Origin of the sequence: Allorhodopirellula solitaria, from assembly GCF_007859855.1 — a bacterium.
GTDB classification, from domain to species: domain Bacteria; phylum Planctomycetota; class Planctomycetia; order Pirellulales; family Pirellulaceae; genus Rhodopirellula; species Rhodopirellula solitaria.
In genome coordinates, this window is the sequence record NZ_SJPK01000001.1 from 287,664 (window position 1) to 305,144 (window position 17,481).

A 17,481-nucleotide genomic window follows, 5' to 3' on the forward strand; every position below is an offset into this window, starting at 1 on the left:
GATTCTTCATCGCTTCGATTGTACCGGGAGTAAAGAAGTTTGCTCGCTACGTACGCGGTCACTGGGCGATCGAGAACACGCTTCATTGGTGCCTCGATGTGACATTCCGCGAGGATGAAAATCGAGTGCGCGAGCGAAACACTGCGAACAATATGGCGTGGCTGAAACGCTTTGGTCTGAGCATGCTCAAGCAGCAAGACGACAAGTACAGCGTTGCGATGAGGCGACGAGTCGCTGGTTGGAACCTGGACTATCTCGCTAAAGTACTGGGAATTCCCGTGCTATAGTGTGCGTTTGCCGTGGCTGCGGTGCCACGTTACCCGGTGACCTTGGGAGTTATTCGACTCAAATCTAATTGCGCGCACTGTCGCCAGTAGTTTCCCGAACTCGCAATCTGCGAACAGAGCCTTGACCGACGTTTTCTCCCTCAAACTTGCGATTTACTTCGTTGGCCCACTCATTTTTCTTTACGCCGTGACCTTCCTCACCGGCGCGGCATTGACGCTAATTTCGACAATGATCGTTGATCGTGAACTTTCAATGAATTCTGCGATGCGATCAATGGCAATCGTAATTTGCGCTACGAATACCGTAGCGTCAATTGCTCATTGGACCATCGGATCTCCCTGGGCGACTTACGCATTCGCAGTAACGTCGTTCTTCTTTACCGGTGGCCTTGTTTATTCTCACGCTGTCGAGGAATACACCCTATTTAATCAAAAACTCAAGACAAAACCGATCGGCATACCCAAGGGGTTCCTCATGTCAGGTATCTACTCTGCCCTCCTCGTTGGGTTTACCTTATTCACAATATGGATTATTGGTGCCGCACGGTGACACGGCAGAACGGCGGATAATCATGCAATGCACTCGCGTCGCGAAGCTGGGCGTTTTGACAATTGAGAATCGCTCGTCGCGACCACGTGATTGCAATCATTATTTGGTTCTTCAAGGAATTTAGTGGCTAGGAATGAATGGATTGAGTTCGAGCTTGCCGCAAAAGAAGGCTCATTCGACGGAAGCGTGCGCCCGAGGTTTTCAAGGCATGGCTCCAGTATCAGTTCTCGCTGTTCTCGACGGCGCACCTTGTCGACCGCTTCGCCGAGATACTTGCTGACGTGAAATTTGTCATGAACGCCGTCCACATGTCCATCGAGACGGATTCGACGTCATTTCGCTGGTTTTCGTTGCAAGGCACTTGCTTCGCGGAACCGCTGCTCGAATCTCGGTCGCGAATTGCATCGTATCGAGATGGCGCCACGTTCGTTTCGCAGCAGTATCGCTTCGTGAACAAGATCCAAAGCACTCAAGACAGCAGAGCTTGTCACCGGAATGTTCCAGGTCGACGATGACTCGGTTGGCGTTGAGATCGAGGTCAACGTCGACGACTTTCCATTCGTCGCTGAGCCCAAGAAGTAGTCGGTAGTGTTGGTTGAGATCTTTCATCCCAACAAAATACAGATTCAATGCGTTTCAAGCGATCCAGCCACTGAACTCCCGAAAGCCCCCCCTCGGTTGGCTTCGCGAGTGATTCAGCGCAACGGATGGTTACTTCTGAACAGCCCCGTCGGAGTGCGGCAGCTCTTGGCCGCGAGATGTGCTTAGAAACGCGACCAGCTGTTTGACTGGCAATTCGTCGCCGGCAGGATCGAGGCGCTGCAGCCCTGCGAGATCATCCGGCAGTGCTTCGATGGTGGATGAGGAAGCTGATCGGGCTGCGTTATCGCGGAGCATGAGCGGATGCGGCGAGACCAGCGCAACGAGGGCATCGACATCCCCATACTTGACCGAGCCAGGCACGAATCCAGGCGATCGGTAGGTGTCCGCGTGAACGAACCGAAAACCGTCCAACAGGACCGCTGCGGCCTCGACATCCGTGTCGCTCAGAGCGATCGCTGCGAGCGATGCCGGGGCGGCGTCGCCGGTTCCCAGGATCGAGACGGAACTGTCGCTGCGTGAATCTGCATAACGAATCACATCGATCGCATCGGCAACTTGTTCGGCCATGCGAGTGCGGTTGTAACCGAAAGTGAAAGCGGCAAACGGACGGTCGTCCGCGATCACCCGCTGCCGGTCTGCCTCGCCACCCACAGACAACTCGCCCTGACCGAATAGATCGGGAACCAAAATTTCGCGTTCGGAAACGAGCAGTTGTCGAACCAGATCCCGTTCTTCCTGCGTCATTGAGTCGAGTGACGCTTTGCCCCCGGGGCGGAACCAGACGACGACAGCGGCGGGAGAGTTCGCTGCGTCATCGGCCCGCAGAGAAGCAAACGGAATCGCCGCTCCACGCTCCGCGTTGCGGATCAATCCGGTTTGGACCTCGACACCATCTATCCCCAGCTTATCGCTATGTCGTTTCAACTGAGCCGTCTCTAGAGCGGACAGCGAAGAATCGGCGAGCGAGAGAATCGTCCGCCAAGCTTGCCGAAGCTTGGTGGAACCATCGCCCGAATCGTCCTCGGAGTTCGGCCACCACGACTCGAGCCCAGCCGCTGCCTGAGCATCCATCCACTGGCAAACAGCTTTCTCGTGTTCGACTCCAACTTGCGTCGGCTGCGGGTGTTCCTCTCCCCAGACCAGACCGTCGTCATCAGTAATCACGGCAAAGTCAGCCTCCACGATCGGTGCGTCCGCCCCCAACCCAAGGTGCTGGTTCATCCACGGATACATCACGCTGCGCGTCACATAGTTGAAGTTGTGCGGGAATTGGAGAAGATCGGAACACTGCACGTGATCGGTTTTCCCGAACAAGCCATACAGGGTCCGCAATTGTGGATAGCCATCGTGCAGCATGTCGCGGGTCCAATCGTCCGCTGCGGTACACGCCATCGGGCGTGGAGCCATCAGTGCCGCTAACTCAACATTGCCCGTATCGACACGCAGCAGAGAACAGTTCTCGCAGTAGCAGCCACCCTGCATCGAGGTGGACACCATGCCGTTGGGAAAACTGACTTTCACACGCGGATCAATCGCTCCGAGCAGGATGGCTTGAGTACCGCCCCCACTGCCGCCTGTCATACCGAGTCGCTGTGGGTCGACGTCGGGCAGACTCGCGAGGAAGTCAAGCGATCGGATCGCATTCCAAGTCTGCAGGCCCATCACGGATTGCAGTCGCAAGTCGGCATCGATACTGAATAGCGGCCAGGAGGTCGGAAGAGAACCATCGGTGGGTCGTTTGTCTTCGCGGCGCAGTTCGGCATGGCGGTGGACCGTCTCGCGAGAGATCTGCAGCGAGTCGCCGTAACCGAGCATGTCAAAAATAAACGTCACGCAGCCCATTCTCGCGAGCTGGACACAACGAGCGAGTTTCGGGGTTTGGCCTGAATCGACAAAGCGTTCGGCGCCAGCTTCGATCTTCTGCTGAATCTCCCCATCGGAGTATCGCTGCATCCGGCCCCCATGACCGTGCGGAGAGAGAATTGCCGGGTATTTTCCATCGGTGGGATTGCCGTTCTCGGTGCTGTCGCCGTCGGGGCGGAACAGCAACCCAGTGACGAAGTGACCGGGAAGACTCTCGAAATAAACTCTCTCGATCGTAAAGCCATCTCGCTGCAGCTTGCCATGGATCACCGCGTTGAGCGGTGTTCGCTTGGGGAGGGGCGACAAACCCGTCGACACGAGGATCGTCTGCCGCAATTGATCGGCGCGAGCCTGCCACGCGGCCTTCGTCTCGGGCACACGAAACGGAAAATGACCGTTGAGCGTTTTCAGTTCGCCAAGCCTAGCGTCGGGGGGAGACTGACCAGCGGGCATCACGCTCAGAACGGACGCATCCTGACCGATTGCGATCGCTGCGGTGAGAAGAAACACGCCAGCCATGGTGGCGCATCGAAGGGTCGGAAAACGTGATCGCATGGGGGTTCATCAGAAAGAGTGTCGAGATAATATGGTCGTCATTGTACCCGTTCTGCCCCAGCGGGGGCGTGACGGGTTACGATGAGCGATCGATGTCTCGTGCCGTGTTTAAGCACCCTCCCGTTCTTCCCACTCTCCCAAGGTGACATTTTGATGCGGACAATCCTTCCCACATTGCTTGCGACGACCATCGTGTTGCTGTCGACACAAGCTCGCTCAGCGGTCCGAGCTGAGTCTGTCGAAGCGAGTACCAGCGAGCAGCCGAACTTCGTCTTGATCATCGCCGACGATATCGGCTTTCGAGATCTGGGCTGCTACGGCAGTGCAAATGCACGGACGCCGCGGCTGGACGCACTCGCAGGTGAGAGTTTACGGCTGACCAATGCTTTCCTGACCACGAGCAGTTGCAGTCCATCGCGGGCATCGATCATCACGGGACGCTATCCACATAACAATGGTCCCGCCTGCGAACTGCACCAGCCCATTCCCTGGCACCTGCCTTCGGTGACGGGAATCCTCCGTGAACAGGGATACTACACCGCACTCTCAGGCAAGAACCACATGTCATGGTCGCAGCCGCCGCAAGATGTCGTGGTGCCCCCCGAGGCCTTCGATAAAATTGACAGAGGCGTCAATAAAAAGGCGACCCCCAAGAACACGGGGGGGCACGCAAACTGGGTGAAAACATTGCAAGATCGCCCCGCTGACCAGCCCTTCTTTTTATGGTTGGCGAGCTATGACGCTCATCGTAATTGGGATGCCGACGGTCAATGGGACGTGGCCAAGTACGGCCCACAGCATCGTGGTGACGACTTGCAATTGCCACCGGCATTCGTCGACACAGTACAAACTCGCGAAGACTTCGCATCGTATCTCAACGAGGTCACCCGCTTCGACCATTATGTTGGAGAAGTAATTGACGAATTGAAGCAAGAGAAGATCTGGGACAACACGTACTTGTTTGTGTTGGCGGACAATGGGCGTCCGTTTCCGAGGGGCAAAACGCGGCTCAACGATGATGGAATGCAAACGTTCCTGTTTCTTTCGGGCCCGAGCGTGAGCTCAGCGGGAACGGCCAGCGATTCGTTGGCCAATGTCATTGATATCGCACCAACAATTCTCGAGCTCGCCGGTATCGAGCGGCCAGAAACCTTTCAGGGGCGGTCGCTGGTCCCGCTGTATTCAGACTCGCAAGCGACGATCCGTCCCTATGCGTTCTCGGAGCATAATTGGCACGATTATGAAGCTCTCGGCCGTGCGGTCCGCGACAAACAGTACCTCTATGTCCAGAACGATCGACCCGAATTTGCCTCTCAAGGTCCCGCAGATTCCGTCCGCAGCCCCACCCATCAGGACCTTCGCGCCGCCAACGAGAGAGGCGAGAAGCTCAGCGATGCTCAAGCCGACGTATTACGCGCGCCACGGCCAGCCCAGGAACTCTACGATCGTCAGGCCGACCCATTTCAAACCCACAACCTAGTGAATCAGCCCGAGCATGCATCGACCCGCGACCGCTTGGCAGCGGCTCTGCTGAAATGGCGGCAGGAAACAGGTGACTCGACTCCCGATCAGATCACCGGCGACGGCTTTGACCGGGAGACGGGCGTCTCGCTGAAACTCGGCAAGAAAATACGAGCAAAGAATCAGATGCCACCACCGGGCCACGATCGCAATGCCGAGCGGGTGAACGCGGAAGGTGTCTAGCATCGGTGTTTTCCCGACCGGCGATTAGGCTTGAGCGATCAAGTCGAGCAGGGTTTGCCGGACCGCTTTCGGATTCGCGTTGGGATTCTTCGCTCTGGCTTTCCCGATCAAGGCGCCGACTGCTTGCTGCTTTCCGCCTTGAACGTCCTCGACGACTTGAGGGTTGGCAGCCAGCAGTTCTCGACAGAGTTCGAGCAGATCGTCTTCGCCGACCGCTTCGATGCCGAGGGCGGCGAGAGCCGTATCGACGTTCTCGTCGTGATCGAGCAGATATTCAAACACGTCCCGCGCCCGGGCGTTATCGAGCTTGCCGTCGACGATTTTGTGCACCAGTTCACCAAGCCGATTCGGTGGCACCGGGAATGATTGGATCTCAACATCGCGTTCTTTGATCGTCCGCATGACCTCTTGCATGATCCAAGAAGACGTCTTTTTCGGATCACCGCTATGAGAGGCTGCGGTTTCAAAGTAGTCGATCATCGCTGGGCCCTGATTGACGATCACATCGGCGTCGTAGAACTTCAGGCCGTACTGATTTTGCAAGCGAGTCCGGGTTACGGCGGGCAGTTCGCCGAGTGAACTTCGTATTTCGTCGATCATGTCGCGCGGCAACCGGACCGGCAACAAATCGGGATCGGGGAAGTAGCGATAGTCGGCGGACTCTTCTTTTTCTCTCTGCGGAAAAGTTCGCTCGCTGGCGTCGTCCCATCCAAAGGTACGTTTGGGCGCGTCGTTGATCGTTTCGCCCGAATCCTCCCAGGCGACTAACTGACGCTCGACTTCATAATCGATCGCACGCTGGACGTTGCGGAAGCTATTGAGATTCTTGACCTCCACAATCGGTGTTGCCACTTTCTTGCCATCAACGTCGAGGTGCAGGTTCACGTTGGCATCGGCGCGGAGACTGCCCTCCTGCATCTCGCAGTCGGACACTGCAAGGTGCGTCAGCAGCAACTTCAGTTCGCTGAGGTACTCCTTTGCTTCGGCAGCCGAACGCAGATCCGGTTGGCTGACAATTTCGAGCAGCGGCGTACCACAACGATTCAGATCGATCTTCGTATCCGAAACGCCAGCGGATTCGTCGTGCATGCTCTTGCCCGCATCCTCCTCGAGGTGGGCGCGAACGATGCCGATGTGGCGAGTCGAATCGGGGTCGGCAGGATCGGTGATGTCGAGATAACCGTCAGCGCAGATCGGCAGATCAAACTGGCTGATCTGATACCCCTTGGGCAAATCGGGATAGAAATACTGCTTGCGATCCCATTTCGTCAGCGGGGGGATCGAGCAGTTCAGTGCCAACCCTGTACGCACCGACAACTCAATCGCTTCGCGGTTGATCACTGGAAGCGCCCCGGGCATGCCCAAACAAACCGGGCAAACCTGAGTGTTGGCAGGCATCCCGAACTGAGTCGCGCAACCGCAAAATAGTTTGGTCTGCGTCTTGAGCTGGGCGTGAACCTCCAACCCAATGATGACGGTCACGGGGTAGCGATCGGACGCGAGGCGAGTGGATGTCGGCATGTCGATAGGAGTGAAGGAGAGAGAAAAAGGCGAGCCCAAAAAGCCTGCGTTGTACGAATCAGCAACGGCACCCGCGACGGATGCCATTGTATCGCAATCGCCTCCCAGCGATACCGCGAGCAGATTCGTACCATCGACCGATGAAGTTAGATTTCCCAGCCTTTACGGTAAGGGGTGCGGATCAATGCCTGCGCGTTGACATTGTCACCGGTCGACAGGTTCGCCGAGTCCCAGTCAAAGCCACCCGTCCGATAGGCCACGTTGCCCAACAGCACTGATTCAGCCATCGGTCCGGTGTAGTCGAATTGGCAGGTCGCTGGTTCTCCCCCTTTGCAGGCGGCAATCCACTCATTGTAGAAACCCGGCGAATCGGCAATGAACGGATCCGGGGCACGATAGTCTGCGAATTGCTCTTCGGGGTACAGTTTTCGCGAACCGAAACCGCATGCCAGGATTCCCTCGCTGCCCAGGAACACGGTGTTCATTCCCTTGGCCGAGATTCCGTGTTTTTGCAATAACTCGTTGGGGGTTCCGTGGTACCAGTGCAAATCGATCGGTGAACCCTGGTTGGATTCGGGGAAGCGATAAGTCACGTGCATCGACTTGGGCGTTCGCAACGCGTCGACGGGAGGGCCGGCTGCCTCGACGCGATCGGGATGGCGGAGCCCGAGCGACCAGTACGGGATGTCCAAAATGTGACAGCCCCAGTTCCCCGTTTCGCCCGTGCCGAATTCCCACCAGAACCGCCATCCATAGGGCGTGATCGATGGTTGGTACGGGTAGAACTGCGCGGGACCGATCCACAGATCATAGTCGAGCGTCCCGGGAACGGGCGGTCTGTCGGTCGGCATCTTGGGCATGCCCCGATCGCCACCGACCCAGCAATGAACTTCCTCCACCTTCCCGATCGCACCTGATTGGATGGATTCCACCACCCGGTGCATGTTGGACATTGCGTGGCGTTGATTACCGAGCTGAGTAGCGAGCTTCTTCTTCTTCGCGAGATCGCAGAGGGTCCGTGTCTCGAAGACGTTGTGAGCCAACGGTTTCTCAAGATACAGGTGCAAGTCGTGCTGCATCGCGATATTGGCGGGATGAAAGTGGGTGTGGTCAGGCGTACTGATCACGACGGCATCGAGTTCCCCGCCCAGCTTGTCAAACATCTTCCGGTAGTCGGTGTACCGGGTGACGTTGGGAAACTTCTCGAACGTGCCGCCAGCCCGCTTTTGGTCAACATCGACCAATGCAATGATATCTTGGCTTTTGACGCCGTTGACGTTCGCCGCCCCACGTCCACCGATACCGATGCAGGCGATCTTGAGCTTTTCATTAGGACTCTCGGCTGCCGAGAGTCGGCGCGCCGACGCGCCGTGATAGAAAGCCACCCCAGCCGCGGAAGCAGCGGAGGATTTCAAAATATCGCGTCGAGAATGTTGGATAGTCATCGTTAACGGTGCCTCGCGGTGAATGGTTGAAATTTAGGAACGTCGAAATAATAAGTGGCGAGTTTAAAAGTGCTGTAAGCTTCCAGTTTGCGATTTTTGCCCACCGCAAGCTGGAAGCTTGTGCCACTCATTGTTCTCGTGTTCCTTGAGAACGGGAGTGGATGGAGACGGTGTGTTGCCTACACGTCGATTTCGCTTGCGTCTTCGGCACGCTCCATGATGAACCGGAACCGGGCCGACGCGTCACGGCCCATCAGATCACTGATCGCCCGATCCGTCTCCAAGTGATCGTCGATGTCTACTTTTAGCAATCGTCGTTTGCTGGGATCGAGCGTGGTATTCCAAAGAACCTTCGGATCCATTTCGCCGAGACCTTTAAAACGTGTGATCTTGGGTTCCGAGCGACCGCCATGTTCGCTGACGATCTCGTCACGTGCCGGCTCGTCAGCGGCCCAGTAAGTTTCCTTGCCGATGTCGACGCGGTAGAGCGGCGGAACGGCAATGTACAACCGACCGTCGGCGATCAAAGCGGGCATGTGGCGGTAGAAGAACGTGAGCAAGAGGGTCGTAATGTGATGGCCGTCGGAATCGGCATCAGCGAGCAAGATCACCCGGTTGTATCGCAGGTCGGCCAGATTCACGTGTGCTCCGATCCCGCAACCGAGCGTGGCGATCAGGTCCTGGATCTCCTTGTTATCCAGAATTTTCTTCAGCGTTGCGGACTCGGTGTTGAGCACCTTTCCTCGCAGCGGCAAGATTGCTTGGTAGTTGCGGTCACGTCCTTGCTTGGCACTGCCACCTGCCGAATCGCCTTCGACGATAAACAGTTCCGATTGGCCCTTGCCTCCCGATACACAGTCGCCGAGTTTGCTCGGCAACATCACGCGTTTCGAGCCCCCTTTTCGCGAGACCGCTTCGCTGGCCGCTCGCGAGGCGGCCCGGGCACGGGCGGCGGCAATCACACGTGCGATCACGCCGTCGGCGATACTGGGATTGTTATTGAGCCACTGTTCCATCGCGCCACGGACGTTGGACTCGACAAACCCTTGAGCCTCCGGGTTGTTCAATCGATCTTTGGTCTGGCCCTGGAACTGAGGTTCCGCGATGAAGAGCGACACGATCGCAATCAATCCCTCACGGATATCCTCGTGGGTGATTTTGACACCGCGCGGCGTCAGGTCATGCGTATCGATGTAGTTGCGTACCGCTTTGACGAGCCCGCCGCGGAAACCGTTCTCGTGCGAACCCCCGTTGGCAGTGGGGATGCCGTTGACGTACGAGCGGACATGTTCATCGGTCGACTCCGTCCACCGCAACGCGACCTCGAGACGTTCGTTTTCATCGATCCGGTAAGTGAACGGCGTGTCATGGATCGCTCGCGCGCCACGTTCCTTGATCACTTTGGCGAGATAATCAACGATGCCGTTTTCATGCAGGTAGGTGACCTTAGTCCCCGCGGCTTCGTCGATGTAGTTGACTTTGACGCCGCGATGAAGGAACGATGCCGTCTCGAGCCGCGCCGCGATGGTCTCACTATTGAAGGTTGTCTTGGGGAAAATCGTGGGGTCGGGTTTGAACGTGATCGTCGTCCCGGTACCGCGGACGGCGCCCTTGAGCTTTTGCAACTTGGTCGTCGGCACCCCTCGTGCAAAAGACATCCGGTACTGCGCGCCATCGCGTTTGACGACTGCGGTCATTTCTTTGCTGAGCGCGTTGACAACAGACGCTCCCACACCGTGCAATCCGCCGGATGTCTTGTAGTTGGCACCTTCAAACTTGCCGCCCGCATGGAGCACCGTCAGCACCATCTCGAGAGCAGGCTTTTTCGTTTTCGGGTGTTTGTCGACAGGAATGCCGCGGCCATTGTCGCTGACGGTGATCGTTTGCTCATCTTTGTGGAGCGTCACTGTGATTTCGCTGGCATGCCCGTTCATGGCTTCGTCGACCGAGTTGTCGACGATTTCCCAGATCAAGTGATGCAGCCCGGCCGAGTTGACACCGCCAATGTACATCCCTGGACGCTTGCGAACCGGATCGAGTCCTTCCAGCGCGACGATGTCTTTTGCGTTGTACGATTTCGGTGAAGTAGCAGTCGACATGGTTGAGAATCAGCGGATAAGAAACGAGTATGGGAGAAGGGGCAGCGCGCGGTCGTCGGCTATTCGTCAAAGTTCGTCGGCGGTTCGATGGGTAATGGAACGATCTCAGCGATCTTACCGTTCTTCTGCAGTTCGATCCCTCGCCCGCCGCGGGAGGTTGTGCGGTATTTCGCCGTTGAGATCGTTTTCTTGGCACCCCGATTAGTGACGACAGTTAACAGATCACGATCCCCAGTCGACGGCTTGAAACCAAGCATTCGATCCGTTGCCGCGAGTTTGATCAGCAACACGCCCTTTCCTGCACCTGAGAGGTAGTTGACCTCATCGACCGGACAAACCATCGCCCGGGCATCAGCCGAGACAGCCAACACCGTTTCCGTTCCATGGATCGTAACGACGTTCACGATCGAGGCACCTGGTTTGACACGCGCAAACCGGCGACCGGCACGGGTGGACGGTTCGGCAAAGGACTGCAGGCCAAAGCGGAGAGCGTACCCGTCACTCGAGACGGCAAGGGCGTGCGTTTCGGGATAGTAGACGCCTTTGGGGTCTTCGGTGATATTGCCGATGACTCGCGGGTCGAGTGACACGGCCGCGACAATACGTTCACCGTCCTTGAACTTGAATAGTTTCTGGATCGGTTCACCGAAACCGGTCGAGGCGGGGATGTCTTGCATGCGGGCGGTGTAGCAGACACCGAGTGAACTGAACAACGCGATGGTTTCTCGTGTATTCCCGGCGACGCAGGCGAGAACTTGGTCGCCCTGACGCAGTCGACTCTTGGTGGGGTCCGCGATCAGTTTCTGCCGTTTGATCCAGCCATCGACAGTCACCATCACGTGACAGTTCTCGGCGATGATGAAGTCTTCTTCGGTGTACTCGACCTCTTCGGTGGGCACCGTAATTTTGCTGCGTCGTCGCCCCGCCTCGCTCTTGCCATACTGGGTAACGAGTTCATTGAGTTCGTCACGAATGATGTTCCAACGTCCTGAAGAGGCGAAGTCCTCGTGGTCATCGGCGAGCAGCTTCTCGATTTCCTTGACGCGTTTTCGTTTCGCTTTCAGCTCGTCGAGAATCACGTTGATTTCCAAACGCGCCAGACGATAGAGCTTCAGTTCGAGAATCGCGTCGGTTTGTTCCGCATCGAGGCCCCCTTTCTCGGCGGGGAATCGCTTCATGATCTTCGCCGCCGCGTCCGACTTGCCATCGCTGCCACGGATGATCTTGATGATCGTGTCGAGGGCGTCGAAGACGATCGCGAATCCCTCGAGGATGTGGATGCGACGCAGCAGCGAGTTCAGTTCATTGGTCAAACGCGCTGTCAGCACGTCGAAGCGGAACTTGAGAAAGTACCATAGAATTTCTTTGAGCGATAACCGCCGCGGTGATCCGACCTCTGGATTTTCCGTCGGCGTCAGGCAGGTCAAGTTGACATTGAAATTCGTCTGCAGTGGCGTGTGCTTGTAGAGATAGGCGAGCACCTTCTCGGGGTCCGCATTTTTCTTCAGCAATAGATCGACGCGAATGTCTTCGCTCGACAGATCGCGTACTTCCTCGACGAGCGGCAGCTTGTTGGCATAGACGAGCTCGGTGATCCGCTCGACCATTTGAGCCTTGTTGACGCCAAATGGGATTTCCGTGATGCGGAGAACGTCGCCAGATTTGGATGATTCAGCGACTTCGCCGACCCCGCGCAGCTTGATCGTCCCGGAGCCTGTTGAATAGATTTCACGCAGTTCCTCTTTCGTGTTGACGATCAACCCACCGGTCGGGAAATCGGGGCCAGCGATCGCGTCGCCCGCGACGAGTTGGTAGTCCTTGATCTCGGGATCACGTAACAACTTCAGCAGCGCGTTGCAGACTTCCTTTAGGTTGTGCGGTGGGATGTTTGTGGCCATCCCCACGGCGATGCCGGTGGCACCGTTGACGAGCATGTTGGGAACACGCGAAGGCAGCACAACCGGTTCTTCCCGCGTGCCATCGTAGCTCGGCTTGAAGGCGACAGTGCGTGTGGCGAGGTCAGCGAGTACCTCCGTGGCAATGGGCATCATCCGGCACTCGGTATACCGCATCGCGGCGGCATTATCGCCATCGATACTGCCGAAATTACCGCTGCCGTCGATCATCGGCATCCGCAGCGAAAACGATTGGCTCATCCGCACCAACGCTTCGTAGATCGAGCTGTCACCGTGCGGGTGGTAGTTACCCATCACGTCGCCAACCACTTTGGCACACTTGCGATGCTTTGCCGTCGAATCGAGCCGCTGCTGAAACATCGTGTAGAGAATCCGCCGCTGGACCGGTTTCAAGCCGTCCCGCACGTCGGGCAGCGCCCGCGACGTGATCACCGAGAGCGAGTAGTTCAGATAGCGGTCTTGAGCAGCCATCCGCAGCGGGATGTTTTCAATGTCCTGGAACATGGACTCATCCGGAACACCCCCGCGTTTGGGTTTTCTACTTTTCGAGCCGTTGGAGGAGGATGAACGCCGTTTTGCCACGCCTGGTGGTTCCTGTCGTATTGGTTTGCGATTGAGTCGATGGCCGGAGGCCCGATGGGCGGAAGCCGAAAGTGGGGACTGGGGTTCTGGGGGTTATAGCTACCCTGTGCCTAGTAGTGAAACCCTAGCGGCTGTCCCGACTAAGGGATCGGACTGAATCGCGACAAACTGAAGCCAATTCTCAATTCCCCGATTTGGACCAGCGCCAGGAGCGATGCGAGGACGGGGAGGGAGAATCACGCTGGTTTGGAGCTTTCCGTTGCGTCGACCCTCCCCGGAACACTCGCGAAAGGCTCGTCTTCCGACCCTCCCAGCTTCGCCGGGAAAGTGAAGTAAATCGTGGATCCGGTGGTTTTCCGGCCTGTCGATTGATTCGATGTTGGCTCCGCGATGGTGAGCCGAGGGCTGTAAGGCCAATGCCATCTATTTTGCCCCCGTGCGGGGCATCATCACGATGGCAACCCGACGCGTCAGCGAGGAAAACGCAGTGTTTTGCGTGGCGAACAAGTGATCCTCGCTGACGCGTCGGATTACCAAGGCCGCTTCGAGCGGCTGATCGGTTTCTGACGGATAGATCGATTCGCCCTAAACTCGCGGTCCTAGCGAGCAGCGACAAAGTGCTGGCTTTCGCTGCAGTTGGCGACCGAAACCACTCCAAGTAAACATCTCAACTAGGTCGTCGTTCAGGAGGAACGCGCACATGAAGCGTAAAATGAAACAACCCGTGTCGACGGCCCGAACAGCCAAACGTCGTTACCAATCGGTCCTGGTCGCCTTAGCGGCTTCCGCGTCGCTGGTATCCAACGCCCCGGATGCACACGCCTTTGGTGGCCACGGCTATCACGGTGGCGAGCGCGTCGTCAGTTCTCGAGTCGTCAGCGACACCGTCGTCGGTGAATCCGCCAGCGGTGTCGACTCCGGCGGCGAAGTCCAATCGACAGGCGGCGACTGCGCCTCAGGAAATTGCGGCGGCGGTGGCTACGGGGCTGGCGGGATCCAAGGCCGCGAGTACGGCCAACCGGACCTGTTCTACAACTTCTACACCCAGGGTGCTGCCAACTCGGCCAACGCGCAGATGTACGCCGCACCAGTCCCTGTCCCGCGGCATGTCGGACAAACCTACCTGACGTATCAACCTTTTTATCCTCATGAGATGCTTTATAAGCACCATGATCGGTTCCACAACTATTATGACGGTGGACGCGGGATGAATCGGACGCATGTCTCGTACTACTACCCGCCCGTTCGGACGGGGCTCAGCAACTTCTACTGGAACGTGCTGCGGATTCCTCGCTAGAGGACGAAGTTGGCTCAACACCATCAACGATCAGGAAATCTGACATGATTCGAAAGACTTTACTCTCACTGGCGGTTGTCGCCGGCGTCTGCGGCGGATCGCCAGCAGCCCCGAAGGCCGAGGCTAGCGATATCTACGGAATGACGCACGTCTGGAACCTTAACTATGCCAACACCCGGCCGTGGCATGGCAACTATTACTATGCCCCCTACGGTCAACCGACCGCATTGGTCGTACCGCCAACGGTCAGCATGCGGCAGACGTACTCATGGGGAGTCAGTCAGAACCTGATGTATCCGGTCCACCACCAATTCGGGCGAAACGCATCTTCCCCTGGAGCGGCCGCGCCAGGCCAATTCCGGCCCACACCGAATTGGCCCAGCCACACCGACCAGTATGGAATTTACTACGTCCGCGGGCCTTGGTAGTCAACCGGCGGGCACGGGCCGCGTGACGCGTACCCATTGTCGTCGATCCACCGTAGGTGGAGCTAAGCAACACACGATGAATATGTGTTTTAGTAGTGGACGAGGCGACGAGTCCTGCGGCTTTGGACTCGTTGTCTCAGCCACCGACGTTACAAGAACGCGGCCGTACGGCTCTTTCGCGACCGGGCCACTTTTGCCGGTGGTCCCTGGGCGACGATGCGGCCGCCTTGATCTCCCGCCCCCGGACCGACATCGATGATCCAGTCGCTCTGGCGAGCTACCTGCATATCGTGTTCGACCAAGATGACGGTGTTGCCGGCATCGACCAACCCGTTCAACTGCGACATCAACATATCGACATCGGCGGGATGCAGCCCCGTGGTCGGTTCGTCGAGAACGTAGAGGGTATCGCCGCGTTGGGCGCGTTGTAGCTCGGTGGCGAGTTTGATCCGTTGCGCCTCACCTCCCGACAGTTCTGTGGCAGGTTGTCCCAGCCTTAGGTAACCCAACCCGACCTGCAGGAGTGCCTCCAGCGCCCGCTGGATGGGAGGCTCATCGCCAAAAAACTCATTTGCTTGCTCGACCGTCAGGTCGAGTACCTCCGCGATGTTCTTGCCGCGGTAGATCACCTCCAGAGTCTCGCCGTTGTAACGCTGGCCCTGGCAGACTGGACAAGGGGTGTACACACTGGGGAGAAAGAGCAACTCCACGCTCACGAACCCGGCCCCTTCGCAGTTCGCACAGCGCCCCTTGGCGACATTGAACGAAAACCGCCCCACGTCGTAGCGCCGAGATTTTGCCTTCTTTGTTGCCGCGAATAGCTTGCGAACGTGATCAAACAAACCGGTGTACGTGGCGAGATTGGACCGGGGGGTACGGCCGATCGGTTTCTGGTCCACGCTCACCAAACGCCGCACATGATTCGCCCCGCCAGCGATCTTGCCGCCCGTCGGGGTTTCCCCGGCCTGCTCCAACAGATCCACTTCGCTAGCGGGCGCATCGACGGCCGGTTTCTGTCCGAGTGAGTCTCGCACCAGCTCCACGAGGGCCTGGCTGACCATACTCGATTTCCCCGATCCCGATACGCCCGTCACCGTGGTCATCACCCCGAGGGGAAATTTAACATCCAAACCCTGCAGATTGTTTCGTTCAATCTCCACCAGCTCCAACCAATTCTCAGATTGACGCGTCTGTCCAGCTGACAGAGGCCGCTTCGGTTCGCCCCCCTGATAGAGATGCTCCGCGGTGTGCGAGTGGGGAACGTCTCGCAAACCCGCAATGGGACCGCTGTAAACGACCTCGCCGCCGTGCTGGCCCGCGTCGGGGCCGATGTCGACGATCCAGTCCGCGTGCTCAATAACGCTCACTTCATGCTCGACGACGAACAGGGAATTTCCGGTTTCCTTCAGTTCATCGAGTGCGCCGAGGAGGGCCTGGGTGTCGGCGGGGTGCAAACCGGCCGAAGGCTCGTCGAGCACATAAACGACGCCGAAGAGCTTCGAACGGAGCTGGGTCGCGAGACGCAGTCGTTGGAGTTCACCCGGTGAGAGCGTCGGTGTGCTGCGTTGTAGCGAAAGGTACCCCAGCCCCAAAGTGGTCAGCGTTTCGACACGGGCCAGAATATCCGTTGCAATTCGCTCGGCAACGATTGTTCGTTCACGGTGCAAGTCTTTCGCGGTGGGTTTCGCCTCGATGACGGCTCGCAGCTTCTCGGCGAGTTCGGTCAACGACAACTGGGACAGTTCACCGATATCGAGCCCCGCAAACTTGACTGCGAGCGATTCGCGCTTCAACATTTTGCCTTGGCAGTCCGGGCACTCTGAGATCTGCATGTACTGCGAGACGCGTTTCTTGGTCCGTTGACTCTGGGTGGTGGCAAACGAATTCAAGACATAGCGGCGGGCACTGGAGTAGGTGCCCATGTAACTCGGGGAATCCCCACGTTCGATGGCATCACGAACCTGATCACGATCCAGCCCGGGATAGACAGGCACTTCGGGGGTCTCGTCGGTGTAGAGAATCCAATCGCGAGTTTTCTGCGGCAATTTCTTCCATGGTTTGTCGACATCATGGCCGAGAGTGATGAGAATGCCTCGCAAATTCTTACCCTGCCACGCAGGCGGCCAGGCGGCGATCGCTCCCTCGCGAATCGTCAGCCGGTCATCGGGAACGAGCAGTTTCTCGGTCACGTCAAAAACGCGGCCGATTCCGTGGCAGCGTGGGCAGGCACCCTCGGGTGTGTTGGGCGAGAAGGCGTCTGCGTAGAGGATCGATTGACCGCGAGGATAGGTGCCTGCGCGCGAGTAGAGCATCCGCAGCCCATTGGAGATCGTCGTCACACTGCCCACCGAGGAGCGTGCCGATGGCGTTCCCCGCTGCTGCTGTAAGGCGACCGCAGGCGGCAATCCGTCAATCGAATCCACATCGGGTTCGCCGACTTGGTCGATCAACCGCCGCGCGTACGGCGATACCGAATCGAGATATCGACGCTGGGATTCCGCGAACAAGGTCCCGAACGCCAGCGACGACTTGCCCGAACCGGAGACCCCCGTGAACACGACAAGAGAATTGCGGGGCAGATCCACGTCGACGTTCTTGAGGTTGTGCACACGGGCACCACGCACCTGAATG

General features: G+C 57.7%; 12 protein-coding genes. 5 read left to right on the plus strand and 7 right to left on the minus strand.

Annotation, left to right across the window (positions count from 1 at the left end):
• Both CA85_RS01150 and CA85_RS01155 read left to right on the plus strand, forming a co-directional pair.
• Positions 1 to 287 (plus strand): ISAs1 family transposase (locus tag CA85_RS01150; RefSeq protein WP_146389886.1); only part of this gene is annotated, 287 nt, incomplete at its 5' end.
• A gap of 121 nt (positions 288 to 408) precedes the next feature.
• On the plus strand, positions 409 to 837 hold the full coding sequence (locus tag CA85_RS01155; protein WP_146389395.1) for a hypothetical protein: 429 nt from the start codon (positions 409 to 411) through the stop codon (positions 835 to 837).
• A gap of 20 nt (positions 838 to 857) precedes the next feature.
• Here CA85_RS01155 and CA85_RS26065 read toward each other — a convergent pair whose 3' ends face one another.
• Both CA85_RS26065 and CA85_RS01165 read right to left on the minus strand, forming a co-directional pair.
• Positions 858 to 1,145 (minus strand): transposase, encoded by a 288-nt coding sequence (locus tag CA85_RS26065; RefSeq protein ID WP_222435383.1) that lies wholly within the window; start codon positions 1,143 to 1,145, stop codon positions 858 to 860.
• A gap of 403 nt (positions 1,146 to 1,548) precedes the next feature.
• The gene (locus tag CA85_RS01165; protein WP_146389397.1) at positions 1,549 to 3,858 is read right to left on the minus strand and encodes an acetylxylan esterase; all 2,310 of its coding nucleotides are present in this window, start codon (positions 3,856 to 3,858) and stop codon (positions 1,549 to 1,551) included.
• An 81-nt stretch (positions 3,859 to 3,939) separates the two neighbouring features.
• Here CA85_RS01165 and CA85_RS01170 point away from each other — a divergent pair, with 81 nt between their 5' ends.
• On the plus strand, positions 3,940 to 5,562 hold the full coding sequence (locus tag CA85_RS01170) for a sulfatase family protein (protein WP_246112390.1): 1,623 nt from the start codon (positions 3,940 to 3,942) through the stop codon (positions 5,560 to 5,562).
• 24 nt (positions 5,563 to 5,586) lie between these two features.
• Here CA85_RS01170 and gatB read toward each other — a convergent pair whose 3' ends face one another.
• From gatB to CA85_RS01190, 4 genes are all read right to left on the minus strand, one after another.
• The gene (gatB, locus tag CA85_RS01175) at positions 5,587 to 7,083 is read right to left on the minus strand and encodes an Asp-tRNA(Asn)/Glu-tRNA(Gln) amidotransferase subunit GatB (RefSeq protein ID WP_146389401.1); all 1,497 of its coding nucleotides are present in this window, start codon (positions 7,081 to 7,083) and stop codon (positions 5,587 to 5,589) included.
• Positions 7,084 to 7,229: 146 nt separating this feature from the next.
• Positions 7,230 to 8,528: a Gfo/Idh/MocA family protein gene (locus CA85_RS01180; protein ID WP_146389403.1), complete on the minus strand. Its 1,299-nt coding sequence runs from the start codon at positions 8,526 to 8,528 to the stop codon at positions 7,230 to 7,232.
• Between the two features lie 179 nt (positions 8,529 to 8,707).
• Positions 8,708 to 10,627, minus strand: a complete 1,920-nt coding sequence (locus CA85_RS01185; protein ID WP_146389405.1) for a DNA gyrase/topoisomerase IV subunit B — start codon at positions 10,625 to 10,627, stop codon at positions 8,708 to 8,710.
• Positions 10,628 to 10,686: 59 nt separating this feature from the next.
• Entirely contained in the window at positions 10,687 to 13,125 is a 2,439-nt protein-coding gene (locus CA85_RS01190) for a DNA gyrase/topoisomerase IV subunit A (RefSeq protein ID WP_146389407.1), read from the minus strand.
• Positions 13,126 to 13,825: 700 nt separating this feature from the next.
• Here CA85_RS01190 and CA85_RS01195 point away from each other — a divergent pair.
• Both CA85_RS01195 and CA85_RS01200 read left to right on the plus strand, forming a co-directional pair.
• Positions 13,826 to 14,422, plus strand: a complete 597-nt coding sequence (locus tag CA85_RS01195) for a hypothetical protein (protein ID WP_146389409.1) — start codon at positions 13,826 to 13,828, stop codon at positions 14,420 to 14,422.
• 44 nt (positions 14,423 to 14,466) lie between these two features.
• A complete protein-coding gene (locus CA85_RS01200; protein ID WP_146389411.1) occupies positions 14,467 to 14,850 on the plus strand; it encodes a hypothetical protein in 384 nt (127 codons plus the stop codon).
• 149 nt (positions 14,851 to 14,999) lie between these two features.
• Here the strand turns inward: CA85_RS01200 and uvrA are convergent, their stop codons facing one another.
• Entirely contained in the window at positions 15,000 to 17,474 is a 2,475-nt protein-coding gene (gene uvrA / locus CA85_RS01205) for an excinuclease ABC subunit UvrA (protein WP_146389413.1), read from the minus strand.
• Positions 17,475 to 17,481: the final 7 nt, after the last annotated feature.

What these genes read in the sequence shown, in the direction of transcription:
- CA85_RS01195 (WP_146389409.1), top strand. Translation starts at nt 13,826, where the DNA reads ATGAAGCGTAAAATGAAACAACCCGTGTCGACGGCCCGAACAGCCAAA.
- CA85_RS01165 (WP_146389397.1), bottom strand. Translation starts at nt 3,858, where the DNA reads ATGCGATCACGTTTTCCGACCCTTCGATGCGCCACCATGGCTGGCGTG.
- CA85_RS01185 (WP_146389405.1), bottom strand. Translation starts at nt 10,627, where the DNA reads ATGTCGACTGCTACTTCACCGAAATCGTACAACGCAAAAGACATCGTC.
- gatB (WP_146389401.1), bottom strand. Translation starts at nt 7,083, where the DNA reads ATGCCGACATCCACTCGCCTCGCGTCCGATCGCTACCCCGTGACCGTC.
- CA85_RS01170 (WP_246112390.1), top strand. Translation starts at nt 3,940, where the DNA reads ATGAGCGATCGATGTCTCGTGCCGTGTTTAAGCACCCTCCCGTTCTTC.
- CA85_RS01200 (WP_146389411.1), top strand. Translation starts at nt 14,467, where the DNA reads ATGATTCGAAAGACTTTACTCTCACTGGCGGTTGTCGCCGGCGTCTGC.
- CA85_RS01180 (WP_146389403.1), bottom strand. Translation starts at nt 8,528, where the DNA reads ATGACTATCCAACATTCTCGACGCGATATTTTGAAATCCTCCGCTGCT.